Genomic DNA, 15906 nt, shown 5'->3' with positions numbered 1-15906 from the left:
TCATGGCTGAGATCATGCCTGCGTCGTTCAAGAACGGCGTACCGAAAGCTGAACGTAACGGCATGTTCGGTAACGAATCGCAGCTGATTGAACTTGCGAGAGCAAGTAAGCGCGTGACCGCGATCGTAACCTATTCGGTTCCGTCTGTGGTGCATGACGAGATCGCTGATGAACGTCGGCCCGTGCTCGCGATTGAGCATATTGAGCCGTTGTTCAATGCGGAGCGGGCGTCAGCCGCGGAGGATCTGCGTGATGCCGAGTTCAAGGCGCGGACGGGTGCGGATGCGCTCGATCTCGACAGTCTCGACGACGAGGGTGATGAGTGATGGCTGTTCAAACATATCTACCGCAAGTGTTGATTGACCTTGAGGGCCGTGCGGGCGCGTCGGATCAAGACCGTGAAGCGTGGCTTGCTGAACGACGTGCAGGGATTACAGCGACAGAAGTACGTGACCTGTACCACGGCAAGATCAGGCAGCAAGATCTGATCGATTTGAAGCTTGGCCGCAAGACCGACACGTTCACCGGCAACGCCTACACGACATGGGGAACAGTCCGTGAACCGGTGATTGCGGAGCAGCTGCGCGGTGAAGGGTTCGAATCCGAATCGCGCGTGTTCCACCATCCGGATAATTCGCGTCATCTGGCGTCGCCTGACGGTATTCAGGTGACGTGGGACGAAGCGCTCTGGGTGCTCGAGATCAAAACAGCCGGCTATGACTTGCCTCCCGGATCGAAGGCTTTGGACGAGAAGGGCTACGTGGCTCAGGTCCAGTGGGTCATGTGGGTGATCGGTGCTGTCAAGTGTCGGTTCGTTGTTGAAGAACGTCATCCGGAGCAGGGCGCGGTTGAGGGCGAGTTGCCGTTCGTTGCTGGCCCGTTGCACCGTCACTGGATCGAACGTGACGACCAGCTGATCGCGGAGCTGATCACGGTTGCTGACGAGTTCCTCGCTGAGCTGGATCGGCAGCGGGAGGATGGGCCGCCTGAGATTGATGAAGAGGTCGACACTCACGCGGTGAATTATCTGCGGGGTCTTGCTGCCGAGAAGGAGGGCAAGGCGCTGAAAGAGAAGTCCTATAAGGCGCTTGTCGCGGCTGGGGTGTCTCAAGAATCGCCGCTGGCTCGGGTGACGTATAGCCCAGGGAAACCTGCGGGTGAGTTCACGGAAGACGTGATTGATCTGGACGCGGCCGAGAAGGCATTGCCGAAGGAGGCGGCGCAGCTTGAGCGGGCGAAGGCGCGGGTGGTGAAGCTGCAGGCCGCGTGGGATCAGCTCGCAAACGGCTTCACGAAGACAGTCACGACAGTGACGAGGGGTACGGCGGCACGGGTGACCGTAACTGCCGGTAAAGCGACAAAGGAGCAGAAGAAGTGAGTACGGCAGTTGCAACGCGCGAGGGTGCGGGGACGAACCTCGTTATCGCATCGGATCAGACGTTTTTCAACGACGCGCAGCGTGCGGCGCTGGTGCAGATGGGCCTTGGGGATGCGCCACGGGGCGACATCGAAGCGTTCTTCCACCAAGCGAAACGTTCAGGGCTGGACCCGTTCGCGCGACAGATCTACATGATTGGCCGTCGGTCGAAGCAAGGCAACCAGTGGGTGACGAAGTACACGATCCAGACGTCGATTGACGGATTCCGGGTCATCCGGGACCGCAAGGGCACGTTCCGTGGGATGGAAGAGCACTGGTGTGGGCCTGACGGGGTATGGCGGGAAGTGTGGCTCGAGGAGGGGCCTCCTGCTGCGGCACGGATCACTCTTTATCTGGATGGGTTTGTGAAGCCTGTGACCGCTGTTGCTCGGTATGACGAGTACGTGCCGTTGAAAGATAATCGGCCAACCGGACAGTGGGGCAAGATGCCTGCGTTGATGACGTCGAAGGTTGCTGAGGCGCTTGCTTTACGGAAGGCGTATCCACAGGACTATTCGGGTCTGTATACGAGTGATGAGATGGCGCAGGCCGATCGTGGTGACGTTGCGCCTGAGGCCGTTCCGGTGCCGGTCGTTACGCAGGAGGCCGCTCAGCCTGCTGGTGATGGGTTGGAGCGTCGTCGGCCGTCGCGTGATTGGTTGAAGGATGCTGCTGCGGCGCCGACGCAGGCCGCGCTCGGGGATGTGTTCCATGCGGCTCAGGATGCGGGTGATCTGAATGTGGCTGTCCGTAACCCTGTGACGGGTGAGGGGCATCCGGAGTTCATTGCGCTGGGGGCGTATTTGCGTGGTCTTAAGGGGTCGAAACCTGTTGAAGATGTGGTTGATGCCGAGGTTGTTGAAGAGCCGGTGAAGTCGTGGCCGGTAGCTGATATCCCGAACGGTGTCGAATCATGAGCGTCCGGATCGATCACGCCGCGTCGGCGCTGGGGCACATGGCGAACGCCGTAAAAGTGGCGAACAGCGGTGGTCGCGAGAGCGCACGCATTGAGCTTCAGATGGCGCAGATAGATGCGCTGCTGGCGCAGGTAGAACAGATGCGCATCGCGAATCTCATCGCGCTTGCCGGACTCCCGGACATCAACGGGTTCGAGAACGAAACCCATGACGCCGCCACCGAAGCGCTTATGGCGGGTCTCCTGGGCTCAAGGACGGTGCCAGCGGTTGCGGGGTATGGGCTGGCTGGGGGCTTTGAGCACGTGTTCATCCGCTCCGAGATCCGGGAAGCGCTGGGCCTGTCATGAGCACCCCGGTGACTTCTATCCCGCGTGATGAACAGGAGACCACGATCTCGTGGGGTCGTGATGACGAGCATGTGAGCATCTACACATCGAACAGAACACACCTGGATCGGTTGCGGAAGCTTAGTTCGGATCGCGATTACGTGAATGAAGTGCGTGGTGGCACTACCTGGGGCGAGTTCGAGGTGAACGCGGATTCTTTCAAGTTGTTTAGTGCGATCCGTGCGAAACGAACGCTAACACCGGAACAGCGTGCGGCTGCGGGGAAACGTTTGGCTGCTGCGAGGGCTGTGGTATGAGTCCCCTTGAGCGCTTCCTCGCGCGCCTCGGCATCACCCCGCTCGACCGCAACAATGAGCTGCACGCTCGATTGTGGGAAGCGCTCAAGGACACCGGCCACGAAACGCACATGGAGCGGCTGATCCTCACCCGCGGTGTGCTGTCTCGTGCACACGAAGACGCAGCGCTCGCAGTAGGCAAAACACGTGCCCTGTATGAGACGAAGCTACGCACGGTGAAGCGGGCGCAGACCGACGCAGGGAAAAGCGGGGTCGCTGCGACAGCTGTTGCTGAAGCTGAAGCGCAGCACTACCGGAATCAGATGCATGAAGCAGAAGCGTGGTGGCGCGGTGTGAAAGAGCATTTGCGGACGGTCGATAAAGACATTGACAAGACGCGCTCGGATCTGGTGGATGCCAGGCAGATGCGTGCAGCGGAAACGTATGGAGGACAACCATGAGCACCCTGCTCGATGAAGAAACGGTCCTGACCGAGCAGCTCGATGAACAGCCGCCATGTGAGGTCGCTGAATCGGACGGCGCGGTAGTAGCTGTGTTATGTCGTGGATGTCGGCACACGATTCTGCTGTGTCGCTCACATTGCGCCAAGGTGCTGGCCGCGTTAGCGCGAAGGCTGCTTGAGCGCCCGCTGAAGTGTAAGCACTGCGGACACGTGTCGCGTTCGCTACACGAGACGATCGAAGTGGTGGACCTGTGATGGCCGCTAAAGGATTCAGCACTTCGACGGTGCACCGGATTGTGGCTCGTGATCGTGGGGCGTGTGTGCGCTGCGGGCTGCTCGTCGCTCACTTGCCGCGCGGTGTCGCATGGTCGGTGCACCACAGGCGTGCACGTGGTGCCGGGGGCACGTCTGTTGTGTGGGTGAACGCGGCATCGAACGGGGTCGTGCTGTGCGGCTCGGGCACGACGGGCTGTCACGGCTGGGTGGAGTCGCATCAGCGTGAGGCGATGACTGCGGGGTGGGTGGTGTCGATGAATGGGCGGCTGCGGGCTGACGAGGTCGTGGTGCGCCACCGGGTATTGGGTGTCGGGTATTTGACGGATGACGGGGGATGGGTGCCGGTCGTTGAGGGGCCGACTCCGGAGAGTTGGGAAGGAGAAGCAGCATGAGCATGCAGACAGAAGGACAGAAGCCGCTCAGTCCGTTCGAGCGAGTGGCGCTCGAGCTTACGAAGGACACCGCTGCCTATGCGGCAGCGCGATCACTCGGGGCTGTGCTGCACGAGGCGTGCAAGCGGATCGCGCACAAGGGCGGCGATCTGCCTTTCGACAGCGTCATGGCTGAGGTCTATGCCGAGGTGTTGCGCCGCGAGGGATGGGTGGACGCAGAGCCTGGGCAGTTCACAGAGGCAAGCTTCCCCGTGGCGGTGACGTGGCCATGAGTGTCAAAGTGACGAACTGGGTCTGGCATGACCCACGCTGCGCCGATCTCCGAGGCAACACCGCTATGGCGATGCTCGCTCTCGCAGACATTGCAGACGATGACGGGCATGTGGTTTTCGCTCGTGGCCGGTCGAGGTCGCAGGAGGCGCTGGCAGCGAAGGCCAGGATGTCGGTGGCGACGTGGCGGCGAGTAACTGAGGCTCTGGTGTCTGATGGGCTGCTCGAGGTTTCTCGGGCATCACAGACCTCGGAGAATGAGTACCGAATCTTGGTGACCGCTCAGCCTGAGCGGTCGGATTTGAGCGGTCAGAACGGCGATTTTGAGCGGTCACACCGCTCACCCATGAGCGGTCACACCTCTTATATACATAGTTACGTAAATACAGACGTGTCGGAAGTCGCTGACGCGCCTCTCCGAGACGACGTCGTAGCTCTTCTCGATCTGCTGGATGAAGAGATTATCCGCAACGGCGGCAAAGCGCCTGCGCGGTCGAAGAAGAACATCGACGCAGCACGGCTGTTGCTTGACCGTGATGGCAAGACAGTCGAACAGGTGTCAGCGGCTATCCGTTGGTGCCAGGCGGATGAGTTCTGGCGGTCGAACATTTTGAGCATGTCGAAGCTGCGGCAGCAGTACGACCGGCTGCGGCTGCAGGCATCACGGTCGCGGCGCATGTCTGGTCTTGATCTTGGGCGTGCAGCCGATGCATTGCTCGCAGAAGAAGAGACCCGTGCGTTGGAGGTGGCGTCGTGATCGCCCGTGAAGCGAACGTGCTGCTGACGAAGATCAACGCCCGTGACAAGTTCCCTCGCTGGTCGACTCCGGAGGAGATGGCGTTCGCCGCTCGAGAGTGGGCGGAAGACCTTGAGCATGTTGCTTTGGGTGACGCTGTTGCGGCAGTGCGTCAGCATTACGCGGTGTCGTCGGAGCGGATCACGGTCAGTGACCTGTTGGATGCGTGTCCTGTGCGTGATTCGTCGTGGGCGGGAAACATCACCGAGCAGCGTCTCGCGGCCGAAGCAGCGGGGCGACGGGCTCTCACTCCGGAGGTGGATGGTGTCTGACGCGGAGCAGTCTGTGCTGGGGGCGATCATGCTTTCCCGCAACGCGATGATCGAGGTCGCGGAGATCCTACTGCCCGCCGATTTCGGGGCGCCGATGCACGAGACGATCTTTGCTGCCGCGCTGCAGCTGCTGGACGCGGATGCGCCGACTGATGTGGTCGCTGTCACGGACGCACTGATCAAAACGGGCGAGTTGACCGGGAACCTGACGGCGGAGTATCTGCACCAGCTGACGGATACTGTCCCGACCGCGGCGAACGCCGGCTACTACGCGAAGATCGTCGAGTCTGCTGCTATTCGGCGCCGGGTGCGGGCTGGGATCGACAAGGCGACCGGTGTTGTGGCGGATGAGACCATCCCTGCCGAAGACATCGTGGAGATGGTACGGGCTGCGTTCGATGATGTGGATGCGGCCACGTCGCGCGGTGTGGAGTCGATCGGGGACTGGTACATGGACTTCCTCACATCGTTGGAAGAGAAGCCGTCCTACACACCGACCCCCTGGTACGACCTGAACCAGATGATCTTCGGTGTTCGTGACGGCGGCATGTATGTGATTGCCGCGGCCACAGGCGGCGGTAAGTCCGTGATGGCTATCCAGATCGGCGCAGCGCTGGCACAGCGTCGACCAGTGCTCTACGTCTCGCTTGAGATGGATCGCACAGAGGTCGCTGGCCGCTTAGCAGCCGCCACCGGGCAGGTGTTCTTGGGCGCGATCAACCGCCACCAGTTAGGGAAGACGGAGTGGGAAGCGCTGGCCAAGCACAGGCCCACGATCGAAACGCTGCCGTTGGTGATCGTCGGGTCGGATGAGGTGTCTACGATCCCGCAGCTGAAAGCGAAGGTCAGGGCGACCGCGCGGCGGTACAAGCGGAACCCTGTGGTGATTGTTGATTACCTGCAGCTGCTCACGTCGCATGAGCGGGTGGAGAACCGTCAGCAGGAGGTTGCCGGGTTCTCTCGGGCGTTGAAGCTGGCTGCTCAGCAGTGGCGTGTGCCGGTCATTGCGTTGTCGCAGCTGCGGCGGCCTCAGAGTGGGCCGAAGAAGGCACAGCCGCCGTCGATGCATGACCTTCGTGAGTCAGGGCAGATCGAGAACGACTCGGACGTGATTCTTCTTCTTGACCGAAAACCGGTAGCGGGGGCTGCAGATGAGTTGAAGGTCATCGTGGCGAAGAACAGGCAGGGACAGACGGGTGAGGTGGGTCTGGTTTTCCAGGGCCAGTTCGCGCGGGTGTTGTCGAAATATCAGGTGAATGAACATATCGATTTTGGGAGGAAAGCATCATGAGTGTGAAGACGATCGTGGGCCGTTTGGGTCGTGCCCCGGAAGTGCGCGCTACAAGCTCGGGCAAGCAGGTTGTGTCGTTCAGCGTTGCTGAGACGAAGCGGAAGTTTGACCGTGACCGGAACGAGTGGGTGGATGATTTCACGATCTGGCATGACATGGAGTCGTGGCGCAACGTGAACGCGATCGCTGCCCTCGGTCAGGGTGCGTTGGTGATTGTGCACGGCGAAGAACGGGATGCGTCATATACGCATCGGGAGACCGGGAATACGGTGCGCCGCATGGTGGTGCGTGCCGAGACTGTCGGGGAGGTCGTTAAAGACACTCACAATGGCGGCCAGCAGGCTACAGGTGACTCGTGGGCGACCTCAAACAGTCACGAAGCACCCGAACCGCAGGAGGCCGGTTTCGAGACGTGGGGGAGTGATACGCCGTGGTGATCGAACAAGACGTTATCGAGTTCGTTGCGGCCGCTGATTGGACGGATGACTGTCGGGTGCGGGTGGAGTTGAAGAAGCGTGTGGCGACGTTGACGATCAGTCAGGCACGCGCGCTCGCGGACGAGATTACGGCTGCCGCAACGGAGGCAGAGAAAGCGGCGGAGTCAGCCGGGTGGGTGTCATGAGGTCCCATTCAGAAGTCACATGTATCTGTCGGAATCAGCACCCCGAGTATAGAGACCCGTCAAAGCACGTGTGCACGATACAGGTAGAGGCTAACCAAAGTTACTCGTGGATGCTGCCGGCATCTTGGATGTGTTCCGATGAAAGTGCCTCATCGAAATGTGTCTTCGTTTTCTTTGTATTTCGCCGGATCCGCACGTGTAACGCGCCATCTGGTCCTACGGGGCCAATCTGGCGACGGCGAAAATACCGATATAGGGGTATTAACCTCGCCAAAAATGACGGTTGCGCCTCTCTGCTCTGTTCTACCTGTCTATCGCGCAAACGTCCTGCAGCGAGTGCGGTCCAGGTCACATGGAGCCATCGAGAATCCGCCGAGTCGATATATACGATCACTAGCCAGACTGAACTTGGCTCACACGGCGCGACTTGTATATCGACGGTTCGACCGGCCGGGAACGCGCCGCCGGGCACCTTGTTATTGACAGTCAAGCGTGATGTTCCGACCAGAAATGTCCCAATTATCGTTGCCGATGTAGTACCGACATTTGCTAAACGCACGAGGTGTGCAATTGGGCGGTTGTTTTGTAAGACCTCTCCCGCATATTTGAAAGACCACATCACCGTGGTCAGTGACCTGGACTTCTCGACTCTGTCAAGAATCCCCAGAACAAGAGTTGATACAGCGGCGATGAGGGTGAGGGCGACTGCGATGTCTTGCCACTTGAAGGAGTGCAGGAAGTCCATGCACTTCACTCTAGGGACACCAGCATGACGTTTCGAATGCAGTCATGGTCGTCGTCGCGTGCTGAGTGGACGGCGATGGACGAGGGTCCTGCCAAGAGCGTGTGGAAGCCTCGCCGCACCCGCGAGGAGGCTGTACACAAGTGCATCGAATGGACCGGCGCGATCCTGATTCCGGCGATGCGCGTCATCGATCTCGATACCGGAACGGTTATCTGGCAAGACACCTCCCGCTACCCAGAAGGTGGGGAACGGATCGTGCCGGATTGGGCCGCGGTGTTGTATGAACAGGTGCGAGCCGAGAACCGTCGTCGCGCCGAGGCCAACCGGTGCGAGTGCGGGATGCCTTGGGGGTCGATGGCATGTCGGGATAACCACGCCGGCGGAATCCCGCCAAATCGCGCAGCCGAACAAGAGGCTCCTGCCGATGATGGAGTGTTGTTCTTTCTCGCGGAGGAGTCGTCGTGAGCCGTTCGAAGACGCTTGCGGTCGCTGACCGTGTCCATCACCCATCCCTCCACCCGAATCGTGGGTATTGCGGGACGACAGACAACCGCCACCAAGCGGCTGACTGGGCGAATGTCACCTGTCCCAATTGCCTAGCCGCACGACGAGCAGACGAGGAGACCAGATGATGGATGCACTCTTCACAATGTTCGACTTCGCTGAGCCGAAGCCCCGCTATGCCGACGACTGTTTCTACTGTCACCAGGACGCAAACGGTGAGTGGACAAGCCTCGAGCACCATAGCGAGAACCACGTGCCACTCACGTGCGATGTGTGCGGCGACACCGACCCGAACCGACTGCTGTTTGAAATGTCTCACGGCATCACCCTCGGCGGCTCGTGGGATCGGGGCAAGCTCGTCTGCGTCCGCCTCGACCTGAATTTGAACCACTGGCGTTACGCGATGTTCCACGGAATCAAAGAACCCGTGTCACCAGCTGGCGATCTGTGTCTCCGGTTGGGGTGGCGGTTCGGCCCCGACGGGTACGCAATCGCACCCGAAGGGTGGCCGTCTGGTGACGTCGATTCGAACGATCCGATTGTGAGAACAACACCATGAATCCGATGGCTGTGTCAACGGAGAGCATGCTCACCCCACAACCATGGATGCGAGATGCGCTCTGCGCCGAAACAGATCCCGAAGCCTTCTTCGCAGAGAAAGGCGAATCCGTCACACCCGCACGCACAATCTGCGCCAGCTGCACCGTACAACCCGAATGCCTCACCTACGCGCTAGAAACCCGTCAACAGTACGGCATCTGGGGAGGCCTCACAGCACGCGAACGTGCAGACATGCGACGCCGCATGAAGAAGGAGGCAGCATGATCACCGCATACGAGATCGCCGACGTCGAACAGAAGCAGTGGACTCAGCAGCTTGAGTTCCATCTCGACCTAATCCCGAAACTGCTCGGCGCGATGCTCGACCTCGCAGCACCTGATGTGCGTGCAACCCAACTGGATCAGCCGAGGGTGACCGGTGGTGGGTATCGTGCGACTGTTCCTGTGACTGATGAGGGGGCAGGGGCCGACGCAACCTATCTGTGGTCGCTGTTCGCTGATTACACGCTGGCTGTGGCTGAGTGGCTGGGTGTTGATGCTGTCGTGCCAGACCGGTGCCCGGACACATCACAGGCCGCGTTTGGGGCAGCCCTTGTGGTTGTTGACACGCTGATCCGTCACGCGCATTTGATCTATGTGCATCGTGAGCTTGAGGGGTTTGAGCGGGAGATGTGTCGGGAGATTCGTCGGTTGCAGCGGCGTTATCTGCCTGCTCATGAGGGTGTGCAGCAGCATGCTCGAACGTGTGTTTTGTGTGGTGCGGTGAAGGCTGTCCGGGTGGTGTGGGCGGATGGGGTGGGTGGTTCACCGAGGCCGCGCATGGTGGCCGTTTGTCGGGTGTGTGGGAAGGAGTACACAGAACAGGAGCGCAGCGACCCGCGAGAGCGCTCTGAGTACGTTGCGGCGAGCAAGGCAGAGAGGGCGATGGCCGAATGGCGACCGAGCACCAACCACGAGAACGGGAGCGAGTAATGAGCGATACGCCGAGATTAGACCTCACTACCGATACGGCGAAGCGAGACGCCGCTGCCGCGCTTCCCGCGCTCATCCTGGGGAGCGCACTGGGGAGCCGTGCTGCGTCGCAAATGGGTGGACAGATTTTAGGGCAAATAATTTCTGATGCCCTCGCTCCCAGCTTTGCTGCACTCGGGCGGCTGCGCGCCACCAACCACGAGAACAGGAGTGAGACATGACTAGGTTAGAACCGGCAGAAAAAATAGAACGCACTGTGGGGACGGAGCGGCACCCAATTCAGCACATTGCGCGCGCAGTTAGTAGCGAACAACGTGTCTACATTATGCACTCTGAGCAATGCAAAACAAGCAGTATCGATCTGCGGGACTGCCCGTATTCTCGGGCGCTGGATAACGGGATCGACGTTGGCGAATGGGCTGGGTCTGAGGATCAAGCTGTCACTGTTGCCATCGGAGAGGAACGACTGGCGCCAGTTTCTCCCGCCAGTAACGGGAGCGAGCAATGAAGAACTGGTTGTACCAGCTCGTTGTAAGGACGTGGCTAGGTGACTGGCTCGGTTTGGTGTCGCCGTCTGGACTCAAGCGCCGGACGCAGAAGGCGAGAGACTAATGCGCTCCGACAAGCGCCGTGCTGGACGCGTGATCCGACGAGCACGCCAACGTGAAGCACGCACCCTCCGTGGGCTCACTCTCATAGCGGTAGGAGGCATCAACGCAGCCCAGGCGATAGCTGGCATGAGTGCCGCGTTCGCATCGTTCAGTCACGGCATCGAATGGGCACGACGTGCAGAAGAGACAGGAAGCCCACCCGATGGCTGAGTACCTCACCTACCGTGAAGCAGCGAAACGAGTCCGCCGCAGCGTCCGATCGATCAACCGGTGGCGTCGCGGCGGAATGCCCATGGAGTGGGCGAAGCGAGACGGGCAGCGAGTCCGCGTCGTCCGCGAGGACATCCTCCTCAAATGGTGGCGGGAACGACTCACTGCATGGCCTCCACACCAGTACCGGATGCGCAAAATGCTCACATCGCATCCACCACCAGACAACGACACGCCGTAATGCTTAACAATTGCCAACGAGTACTGTCATACCGCAAAGTAATGATCAGACAGGAATGACAGAAGCGCCCAGAGCAGGTTCAAACCCTAGCGGGCGCTTCGTCGTTTCCTGTGGGGCCCAACCCTTCGGGCGGCTGGCCCGTTCCCAGACCGGCCGCCCACCTCAAAGGCTTACTTCGACTCAGCGACCTTCTCAACCGTGACCACGTGAGCGGACGCCACCGCGTACGTCTTCACCTCACCCTCCCCGTAGAAGATGAAGTAGTCGCCCTCGTGGCGAAACTTCACGGCTTCCACCGTCGTACTGAACACCGCGTTGATACCGTCGTTGATCTTGAACTGAGCCATGTGTCACTCCCATCGTCTGGTCGAACCCAGCGCTCGACACTTAGTCCATCATGACGAGCACCTACGACATCGGACTCTGTTGATCACCCCTTGTACTTCGGGTTCGGTTTACGGAACGTCACCGTCGTCGCCCGAGTAAACGCCGTCTTCGTCTCAGACACCACTTCGTATCCGTCGTTCAGCATCTTCTCCATGTACTTCCGACCGGGACGGTCGCTGACAACAAAGTTTTTCACGACCACAATGTACGGATCTCTCTTGCTAGCCATGCCCGCACAATAGCGTGCAGCACGCATCAGCACTAGAGGAGGTGACACGTGCGAACTCTTACCCACCCGAAAAAACACCAACAGATCACTGTTCCTAACGAAGTTGTCGAGTCGTATGTCTCGCATGGATCGGTGGCCACTACGGCCTAACTCAAAGCTTCGCTACTCTCAAGGTGTGAGGGACGCATCCTATTGGGCAACGATTTTGCAGATTGTTCCTGTGTTTATGCTCGCGCTTGTTGTCGAAGGCCGTTTTTTCGCATCCAAGCGAGCGCGAAAGCAGCAGTTCCAACGCACGTTCATGACTCGAACCGCATATGCCATTCTGTTCACCTTCAGCTGTATAGCAATGCTGATTGTCTTTGTGATTGCACTAGAAGGCGCGCAGGGACAACCGTTGACGCAGTTACAGACTCAGATCGCAGAAACGTCCCTACTTACCGGTGTTACGGGGGCCTTCACTCTCCCAGGACTGGACCTGTCGGGAGCGCTATTAGTGGAGGCTGTTGTCCGTCTGCACCGGAAAATGCCATATTCCAAATTCAGCCGTGATGCACGGTTCCGCAAGCGCCGCCGTGACGAGGCCGATGCCCTGGAGCGAGAGCTCCGAACGGTTCAGCTGTCCGCGCGCATCAACATCTCCCGTGCTTGGGTGCGGAACTACCAGTGTCTCCGCGAAGACCCGTCGAATCCGGCGACAGTCGCTAGGTTTGAGGCAAATAGGGCAGAACTGAACTACCTCACGCGAATCGCCAACGAACGTAGTGCACGCATTGAACAGGAGATAGCCCGTCTACAGAGAAAACTCGCCGAACCCCGTCAAGTCCTCGAGCATCACGAGCTTGACAGACTTCGGATGATACTGAAAGACGCATCGGGCTAGTCAGACAACCAGGGTACGGGCTCAAGTCTCTGCGTGGACTCGGTCATCCGCCGACAAGCTCACCACCCAGCACGGACTGCAGCTCAGCACCAATGGTCGAATTGATCACCCAGTTCTCCCCAACAAGAAGAGCATTCTCGGAGAAACCCATAATCTCATCCGCCCGCTGCTGCGCAGCTGCACTGTCAGAAAACATCATGAGAACAGCAGTGTCGCTACATACACCGGAAGCCACAGCGTCCTTAACTTTGTCCGTCTGCTCCCAGTTACACACCATCCCGGCATCGACAGCCGCATCAACCAGCTGGTCAATCGTCGTGATCTTCCCTAGCCCGGTGGGTTCTTCTGAACCACCCGGCACGGAGCATCCGGTCAGTACGAGCAAAATGACGAGGGCAGCGGAAGAAAACAGTCGGCGCATAACCACAGAGTAGCGCTGGCCTGCGCCGTTACCACCCACGGATAACCAATCAGACTCGTGCGCGCCTCAATAGCACGGTGTGCTTCCCACCGACGTTGTACTTCTTAATGTCTTTAGACACAATTTCCCACCCGTCAGCAATGTACGGCTCAAGCTTCTTCTCTACGTTCGTACGTCCGTGCACAAGATCCACCTGTGAGAACTTTAATGTTTTCGTCTCGTAGCCCGACACTCCACGCGGAGATGCTGCGCGTGCCTTCAACGCTCGATCGTCTGCACGCCGCTGCGCCTCATTCTCCCGCTCGTCATCTGGCACACGTATCGCACGCCTCCGCGCAGCCTCTGCCGCCGACGAATGGTATTCCTCCCGGTCACGCTTGAGCTTCGCACTGCTGTACCCCGCATATGCAATAAAACCAACGACAAGCACAGCAATGACGATGACTACCCACATGGCGCCCTCCTCAGCCCCCGGAATGCCTCATCGTACCGCGCCGATATTCCCGACATGGTGCTCGCTCCCCCACAGACCCGCGACCAGCGAAGGGGCCACCGTGAACACACCACACCCACGCACCCAACGCAACGAACACCTACGCCAACGCCACCGCACAATCATCGCCCGCACCAAACCACCATGCGCAATCTGCGGCAAACCCATCGACTACACCCTCCACTGGCCAGACCCATGGTGCTACGTCGTCGACCACATCAAACCCATCCACCACGGCGGCACAGACACACTCAACAACAAACAACCCGCACACAACCATTGCAACTCAAAGAAGAGAGCACGCAAACACGCACCAATCATCAAACGCTCAGGCAGCCTCAAATAAACACACCCCACAACCCACACAAACCCCACCACCCAGGGGGAGGCCCCCCACACGCACCCACGAAGGGTCTCCGGGGCTTGCGTTGGTCTCTCCCCGACTTTTTTCTTTTCTCGTCTTTGTGTTTGGTTTCGTTTGTTTGGGGGTGGGGTCGTGGCTGTTTGCGTGTCGTGTGGTGGTGATATTGGGTCGGCTGATCGGCGGCGCCGGTATTGCTCTGTTGAGTGTCGTTCTCGCGGAAAGTCGCGGGTTTCGTTGTCGGGTATGAGTCTGGTTGAGGCGGTCGAGTCGGGCTCGTATCTGGATATTTTGAAGGCGCAGCGTCGGGAGATAGTGAACGCGTTGCCCACGGAAAAAGGGCCGGCGAAAGCTGCGTTACATCGGCAGTTGGCTCAGTTGTCTAAGGAGATTGAATCTCTGACACGGACGCCGGGTGAGCAGGATGCCGGGGGCGCGAATGTCGATGACGAAGAGTTCGACCCGGAAGCTATCTGATGTAGCTCGGCATGTTGTTTATCCGAAGGGGATCGTCAAGACGGCGTGGCCGCGGGTTGTGGCTCAGTGTCGTTTGATGGGGGTCGAGTTTGATGAGTGGCAGCACGGTATCGGGTCGCTTGCTCTCGGGTTGAAGCGTGACGGTAAGTATGCGGCGACTGTTGGTGGTGTCGTGTTGTCGATTCCTCGGCAGGTGGGTAAGACGTTCCTTGTCGGGATGATCATTATCGCGCTGTGTACGTTGTTTCCGAATATGACGGTGCTGTGGACTGCGCACCGTCAGAAAACGTCGGATATGACGTTCAAGAATATGCAGGCGCTCGTGACCAGGCCGAAGGTTCGTCGGTTTCTTGCTCCGAACCGTAACGACGGTATTCGTACGGCCAATGGTCAACAGGAGATCCTGTTCCGTAACGGCAGCGTGATTATGTTTGGTGCCCGTGAAGGTGGATTTGGTCGTGGCTTCGATGAAGTTGATGTAGAGGTTTTTGACGAAGCGCAGATTCTGTCAGAGAAGGCGCTCGAGGACATGGTGGCCGCTGCGAACCAGTCGCGGCAAAAGTCGGGTGCGTTGCTGTTTTTCATGGGGACGCCACCGCGGCCGTCTGATGCGGGTGAGGAGTTCTCTAGTCGTCGCGATAAGGCGTTGGCGGTGAAGCCGCATGAGCAAGTCGTCGGCGTTGGTGGGAAGTCGGTGTATGTCGAGTTTTCGGCCGATGATGATGCTGACCCGGACGACCCCGAGCAGTGGGCTGTAGCGAATCCGTCGTATCCGGAGCGGACGCCGCGTGAGTCGATTGAGCGGTTGCGGGAGCAGCTGACGAACGATGATTCGTTTAAGCGTGAGGCTCTCGGGATTTGGGATGCTGCTGACACTGGCCGGGTTATTGACGAGGATTCATGGGCTCGAGTGGCTGACGAAGCATCGATGGCTATAGAGCGTTTGTCGCTTGGTATCGATGTTGCGCCTGGGCGTAAAACTGCGTGTGTGTTCCTTGCGGGTCAGCGTGCTGATGGCCGGTGGCATGTCGAGATGGACGACCACCGTCGCGGGGTTGATTGGGTGATCCCGTGGGTCAAGGAGCGTGTGTCGAAGAACCGGCTGTATTCGGTCGTGGCTGATGAAATGTCAGGTCTGGTGGAGAAGCGGCGTGGCCGCTATTACCTGACTGGCACAGAGATTCTGGTGACCTTGGCTGCGGCTGAAGGCCGAGATATGGCGATCGCGTCAGCAAAGTTTTATGACGCTGTGATCGGTGAGACGCTGCGCCACACTGATCAGCCCCAAATGAACGTGGCTCTTGCGCAAGCCTCCAAGCGTCCTCTCGCTGGGGGCTGGGCGTGGAATCGTCGCGACGAGTCTTCAGATATCACTCCTGTTGTGGCGGCGACGCTCGCCTTGTGGGGTGCGCAGAGCACGAATGTTAAACAGCCGACTGCACCGGTAGAGGATGCGGCGGCGATCATTTTTTGA

Annotated in this window: 29 protein-coding genes; 24 read left to right on the top strand and 5 right to left on the bottom strand. The window is 59.3% G+C overall.

What is annotated here, in order from left to right:
- Positions 1 to 2: 2 nt before the first annotated feature.
- The 13 genes from ACQUSW_RS03735 to ACQUSW_RS03675 all read left to right on the top strand — a co-directional run bounded on the left by ACQUSW_RS03735 (position 3) and on the right by ACQUSW_RS03675 (position 7338).
- Entirely contained in the window at positions 3 to 326 is a 324-nt protein-coding gene (locus ACQUSW_RS03735) for a hypothetical protein (protein WP_428930908.1), read from the top strand.
- Complete coding sequence (locus ACQUSW_RS03730; RefSeq protein WP_428930907.1) at positions 326 to 1378, top strand: YqaJ viral recombinase family protein; 1053 nt, start codon at positions 326 to 328, stop codon at positions 1376 to 1378. Before ACQUSW_RS03735 ends, ACQUSW_RS03730 begins: the two co-directional genes overlap by 1 nt.
- Positions 1375 to 2334, top strand: a complete 960-nt coding sequence (locus tag ACQUSW_RS03725; RefSeq protein ID WP_428930906.1) for a RecT family recombinase — start codon at positions 1375 to 1377, stop codon at positions 2332 to 2334. The genes ACQUSW_RS03730 and ACQUSW_RS03725 overlap by 4 nt, the downstream gene beginning before the upstream one ends.
- Positions 2331 to 2681 (top strand): hypothetical protein, encoded by a 351-nt coding sequence (locus ACQUSW_RS03720; protein ID WP_428930905.1) that lies wholly within the window; start codon positions 2331 to 2333, stop codon positions 2679 to 2681. The genes ACQUSW_RS03725 and ACQUSW_RS03720 overlap by 4 nt, the downstream gene beginning before the upstream one ends.
- A 292-nt stretch (positions 2682 to 2973) precedes the next feature.
- Positions 2974 to 3417 carry a hypothetical protein gene (locus tag ACQUSW_RS03715; protein WP_428930904.1) on the top strand — a complete coding sequence of 148 codons (444 nt, stop codon included), beginning with the start codon at positions 2974 to 2976 and terminating at the stop codon, positions 3415 to 3417.
- A complete protein-coding gene (locus ACQUSW_RS03710) occupies positions 3414 to 3674 on the top strand; it encodes a hypothetical protein (protein ID WP_428930903.1) in 261 nt (86 codons plus the stop codon). The genes ACQUSW_RS03715 and ACQUSW_RS03710 overlap by 4 nt, the downstream gene beginning before the upstream one ends.
- Positions 3674 to 4087: an HNH endonuclease gene (locus ACQUSW_RS03705; protein WP_428930902.1), complete on the top strand. Its 414-nt coding sequence runs from the start codon at positions 3674 to 3676 to the stop codon at positions 4085 to 4087. The genes ACQUSW_RS03710 and ACQUSW_RS03705 overlap by 1 nt, the downstream gene beginning before the upstream one ends.
- Positions 4084 to 4359, top strand: a complete 276-nt coding sequence (locus ACQUSW_RS03700; protein ID WP_428930901.1) for a hypothetical protein — start codon at positions 4084 to 4086, stop codon at positions 4357 to 4359. Before ACQUSW_RS03705 ends, ACQUSW_RS03700 begins: the two co-directional genes overlap by 4 nt.
- Positions 4356 to 5114 (top strand): hypothetical protein, encoded by a 759-nt coding sequence (locus ACQUSW_RS03695; protein ID WP_428930900.1) that lies wholly within the window; start codon positions 4356 to 4358, stop codon positions 5112 to 5114. The genes ACQUSW_RS03700 and ACQUSW_RS03695 overlap by 4 nt, the downstream gene beginning before the upstream one ends.
- On the top strand, positions 5111 to 5425 hold the full coding sequence (locus ACQUSW_RS03690; protein ID WP_428930899.1) for a hypothetical protein: 315 nt from the start codon (positions 5111 to 5113) through the stop codon (positions 5423 to 5425). Before ACQUSW_RS03695 ends, ACQUSW_RS03690 begins: the two co-directional genes overlap by 4 nt.
- The gene (locus ACQUSW_RS03685) at positions 5415 to 6716 is read left to right on the top strand and encodes a replicative DNA helicase (RefSeq protein WP_428930898.1); all 1302 of its coding nucleotides are present in this window, start codon (positions 5415 to 5417) and stop codon (positions 6714 to 6716) included. The genes ACQUSW_RS03690 and ACQUSW_RS03685 overlap by 11 nt, the downstream gene beginning before the upstream one ends.
- Positions 6713 to 7153 (top strand): single-stranded DNA-binding protein, encoded by a 441-nt coding sequence (locus ACQUSW_RS03680; RefSeq protein ID WP_428930897.1) that lies wholly within the window; start codon positions 6713 to 6715, stop codon positions 7151 to 7153. The genes ACQUSW_RS03685 and ACQUSW_RS03680 overlap by 4 nt, the downstream gene beginning before the upstream one ends.
- Positions 7147 to 7338 (top strand): hypothetical protein, encoded by a 192-nt coding sequence (locus ACQUSW_RS03675; RefSeq protein ID WP_428930896.1) that lies wholly within the window; start codon positions 7147 to 7149, stop codon positions 7336 to 7338. The genes ACQUSW_RS03680 and ACQUSW_RS03675 overlap by 7 nt, the downstream gene beginning before the upstream one ends.
- Before the next feature lie 100 nt (positions 7339 to 7438).
- Here ACQUSW_RS03675 and ACQUSW_RS03670 read toward each other — a convergent pair whose 3' ends face one another.
- Positions 7439 to 8083: a hypothetical protein gene (locus ACQUSW_RS03670; protein WP_428930895.1), complete on the bottom strand. Its 645-nt coding sequence runs from the start codon at positions 8081 to 8083 to the stop codon at positions 7439 to 7441.
- Between the two features lie 24 nt (positions 8084 to 8107).
- Here ACQUSW_RS03670 and ACQUSW_RS03665 point away from each other — a divergent pair, with 24 nt between their 5' ends.
- The 7 genes from ACQUSW_RS03665 to ACQUSW_RS03635 all read left to right on the top strand — a co-directional run bounded on the left by ACQUSW_RS03665 (position 8108) and on the right by ACQUSW_RS03635 (position 11181).
- On the top strand, positions 8108 to 8548 hold the full coding sequence (locus ACQUSW_RS03665) for a hypothetical protein (protein WP_428930894.1): 441 nt from the start codon (positions 8108 to 8110) through the stop codon (positions 8546 to 8548).
- Positions 8549 to 8711: 163 nt separating this feature from the next.
- Positions 8712 to 9146: a hypothetical protein gene (locus ACQUSW_RS03660; RefSeq protein ID WP_428930893.1), complete on the top strand. Its 435-nt coding sequence runs from the start codon at positions 8712 to 8714 to the stop codon at positions 9144 to 9146.
- A gap of 5 nt (positions 9147 to 9151) precedes the next feature.
- Positions 9152 to 9412, top strand: a complete 261-nt coding sequence (locus tag ACQUSW_RS03655; RefSeq protein ID WP_428930892.1) for a WhiB family transcriptional regulator — start codon at positions 9152 to 9154, stop codon at positions 9410 to 9412.
- The gene (locus ACQUSW_RS03650; RefSeq protein ID WP_428930891.1) at positions 9409 to 10119 is read left to right on the top strand and encodes a hypothetical protein; all 711 of its coding nucleotides are present in this window, start codon (positions 9409 to 9411) and stop codon (positions 10117 to 10119) included. The genes ACQUSW_RS03655 and ACQUSW_RS03650 overlap by 4 nt, the downstream gene beginning before the upstream one ends.
- Complete coding sequence (locus ACQUSW_RS03645) at positions 10119 to 10340, top strand: hypothetical protein (RefSeq protein ID WP_428930890.1); 222 nt, start codon at positions 10119 to 10121, stop codon at positions 10338 to 10340. The genes ACQUSW_RS03650 and ACQUSW_RS03645 overlap by 1 nt, the downstream gene beginning before the upstream one ends.
- Before the next feature lie 390 nt (positions 10341 to 10730).
- The gene (locus ACQUSW_RS03640) at positions 10731 to 10940 is read left to right on the top strand and encodes a hypothetical protein (protein WP_428930889.1); all 210 of its coding nucleotides are present in this window, start codon (positions 10731 to 10733) and stop codon (positions 10938 to 10940) included.
- On the top strand, positions 10933 to 11181 hold the full coding sequence (locus ACQUSW_RS03635; RefSeq protein ID WP_428930888.1) for a hypothetical protein: 249 nt from the start codon (positions 10933 to 10935) through the stop codon (positions 11179 to 11181). The genes ACQUSW_RS03640 and ACQUSW_RS03635 overlap by 8 nt, the downstream gene beginning before the upstream one ends.
- Positions 11182 to 11351: 170 nt before the next feature.
- Here ACQUSW_RS03635 and ACQUSW_RS03630 read toward each other — a convergent pair whose 3' ends face one another.
- Complete coding sequence (locus ACQUSW_RS03630; protein ID WP_428930887.1) at positions 11352 to 11528, bottom strand: hypothetical protein; 177 nt, start codon at positions 11526 to 11528, stop codon at positions 11352 to 11354.
- Between the two features lie 83 nt (positions 11529 to 11611).
- Positions 11612 to 11797: a hypothetical protein gene (locus ACQUSW_RS03625; RefSeq protein WP_428930886.1), complete on the bottom strand. Its 186-nt coding sequence runs from the start codon at positions 11795 to 11797 to the stop codon at positions 11612 to 11614.
- Positions 11798 to 11972: 175 nt separating this feature from the next.
- Between ACQUSW_RS03625 and ACQUSW_RS03620 the strand changes: the two genes are divergently transcribed.
- Entirely contained in the window at positions 11973 to 12680 is a 708-nt protein-coding gene (locus tag ACQUSW_RS03620; RefSeq protein WP_428930885.1) for a hypothetical protein, read from the top strand.
- Positions 12681 to 12723: 43 nt separating this feature from the next.
- On the opposite strand, the gene ACQUSW_RS03615 is transcribed toward ACQUSW_RS03620, so the two are convergent.
- Together ACQUSW_RS03615 and ACQUSW_RS03610 are read right to left on the bottom strand one after the other, a co-directional pair.
- On the bottom strand, positions 12724 to 13101 hold the full coding sequence (locus tag ACQUSW_RS03615; protein WP_428930884.1) for a hypothetical protein: 378 nt from the start codon (positions 13099 to 13101) through the stop codon (positions 12724 to 12726).
- A 49-nt stretch (positions 13102 to 13150) separates the two neighbouring features.
- On the bottom strand, positions 13151 to 13555 hold the full coding sequence (locus tag ACQUSW_RS03610; protein WP_428930883.1) for a hypothetical protein: 405 nt from the start codon (positions 13553 to 13555) through the stop codon (positions 13151 to 13153).
- On the opposite strand from ACQUSW_RS03610, the gene ACQUSW_RS03605 reads away from it, so the two are divergent.
- From ACQUSW_RS03605 to ACQUSW_RS03595, 3 genes are all read left to right on the top strand, one after another.
- The gene (locus ACQUSW_RS03605; RefSeq protein WP_428930882.1) at positions 13536 to 13940 is read left to right on the top strand and encodes an HNH endonuclease; all 405 of its coding nucleotides are present in this window, start codon (positions 13536 to 13538) and stop codon (positions 13938 to 13940) included. The two genes, ACQUSW_RS03610 and ACQUSW_RS03605, sit on opposite strands and share 20 nt — an antisense overlap.
- 261 nt (positions 13941 to 14201) lie before the next feature.
- On the top strand, positions 14202 to 14432 hold the full coding sequence (locus ACQUSW_RS03600) for a hypothetical protein (RefSeq protein WP_428930881.1): 231 nt from the start codon (positions 14202 to 14204) through the stop codon (positions 14430 to 14432).
- Between the two features lie 76 nt (positions 14433 to 14508).
- Entirely contained in the window at positions 14509 to 15906 is a 1398-nt protein-coding gene (locus ACQUSW_RS03595; RefSeq protein WP_428930880.1) for a hypothetical protein, read from the top strand.

It is taken from the genome of Microbacterium luticellae (genome assembly GCF_050408645.1).
Classification (GTDB): Bacteria; Actinomycetota; Actinomycetes; order Actinomycetales; family Microbacteriaceae; genus Microbacterium.
Note: the sequence above shows the minus strand (reverse complement) of the source record. Positions and strands in the feature narration are given on the sequence as shown.

Bases quoted from the DNA above. Each gene is read 5' to 3' on its own strand.
- ACQUSW_RS03735 (WP_428930908.1), top strand. From the start codon at position 3: ATGGCTGAGATCATGCCTGCGTCGTTCAAGAACGGCGTACCGAAAGCT.
- ACQUSW_RS03730 (WP_428930907.1), top strand. From the start codon at position 326: ATGGCTGTTCAAACATATCTACCGCAAGTGTTGATTGACCTTGAGGGC.
- ACQUSW_RS03720 (WP_428930905.1), top strand. From the start codon at position 2,331: ATGAGCGTCCGGATCGATCACGCCGCGTCGGCGCTGGGGCACATGGCG.
- ACQUSW_RS03715 (WP_428930904.1), top strand. From the start codon at position 2,974: ATGAGTCCCCTTGAGCGCTTCCTCGCGCGCCTCGGCATCACCCCGCTC.
- ACQUSW_RS03710 (WP_428930903.1), top strand. From the start codon at position 3,414: ATGAGCACCCTGCTCGATGAAGAAACGGTCCTGACCGAGCAGCTCGAT.
- ACQUSW_RS03705 (WP_428930902.1), top strand. From the start codon at position 3,674: ATGGCCGCTAAAGGATTCAGCACTTCGACGGTGCACCGGATTGTGGCT.
- ACQUSW_RS03700 (WP_428930901.1), top strand. From the start codon at position 4,084: ATGAGCATGCAGACAGAAGGACAGAAGCCGCTCAGTCCGTTCGAGCGA.
- ACQUSW_RS03695 (WP_428930900.1), top strand. From the start codon at position 4,356: ATGAGTGTCAAAGTGACGAACTGGGTCTGGCATGACCCACGCTGCGCC.
- ACQUSW_RS03685 (WP_428930898.1), top strand. From the start codon at position 5,415: ATGGTGTCTGACGCGGAGCAGTCTGTGCTGGGGGCGATCATGCTTTCC.
- ACQUSW_RS03680 (WP_428930897.1), top strand. From the start codon at position 6,713: ATGAGTGTGAAGACGATCGTGGGCCGTTTGGGTCGTGCCCCGGAAGTG.
- ACQUSW_RS03670 (WP_428930895.1), bottom strand. From the start codon at position 8,083: ATGGACTTCCTGCACTCCTTCAAGTGGCAAGACATCGCAGTCGCCCTC.
- ACQUSW_RS03665 (WP_428930894.1), top strand. From the start codon at position 8,108: ATGACGTTTCGAATGCAGTCATGGTCGTCGTCGCGTGCTGAGTGGACG.
- ACQUSW_RS03660 (WP_428930893.1), top strand. From the start codon at position 8,712: ATGATGGATGCACTCTTCACAATGTTCGACTTCGCTGAGCCGAAGCCC.
- ACQUSW_RS03655 (WP_428930892.1), top strand. From the start codon at position 9,152: ATGGCTGTGTCAACGGAGAGCATGCTCACCCCACAACCATGGATGCGA.
- ACQUSW_RS03650 (WP_428930891.1), top strand. From the start codon at position 9,409: ATGATCACCGCATACGAGATCGCCGACGTCGAACAGAAGCAGTGGACT.
- ACQUSW_RS03645 (WP_428930890.1), top strand. From the start codon at position 10,119: ATGAGCGATACGCCGAGATTAGACCTCACTACCGATACGGCGAAGCGA.
- ACQUSW_RS03640 (WP_428930889.1), top strand. From the start codon at position 10,731: ATGCGCTCCGACAAGCGCCGTGCTGGACGCGTGATCCGACGAGCACGC.
- ACQUSW_RS03635 (WP_428930888.1), top strand. From the start codon at position 10,933: ATGGCTGAGTACCTCACCTACCGTGAAGCAGCGAAACGAGTCCGCCGC.
- ACQUSW_RS03630 (WP_428930887.1), bottom strand. From the start codon at position 11,528: ATGGCTCAGTTCAAGATCAACGACGGTATCAACGCGGTGTTCAGTACG.
- ACQUSW_RS03625 (WP_428930886.1), bottom strand. From the start codon at position 11,797: ATGGCTAGCAAGAGAGATCCGTACATTGTGGTCGTGAAAAACTTTGTT.
- ACQUSW_RS03615 (WP_428930884.1), bottom strand. From the start codon at position 13,101: ATGCGCCGACTGTTTTCTTCCGCTGCCCTCGTCATTTTGCTCGTACTG.
- ACQUSW_RS03605 (WP_428930882.1), top strand. From the start codon at position 13,536: ATGACGATGACTACCCACATGGCGCCCTCCTCAGCCCCCGGAATGCCT.
- ACQUSW_RS03610 (WP_428930883.1), bottom strand. From the start codon at position 13,555: ATGTGGGTAGTCATCGTCATTGCTGTGCTTGTCGTTGGTTTTATTGCA.
- ACQUSW_RS03600 (WP_428930881.1), top strand. From the start codon at position 14,202: ATGAGTCTGGTTGAGGCGGTCGAGTCGGGCTCGTATCTGGATATTTTG.
- ACQUSW_RS03595 (WP_428930880.1), top strand. From the start codon at position 14,509: ATGGGGGTCGAGTTTGATGAGTGGCAGCACGGTATCGGGTCGCTTGCT.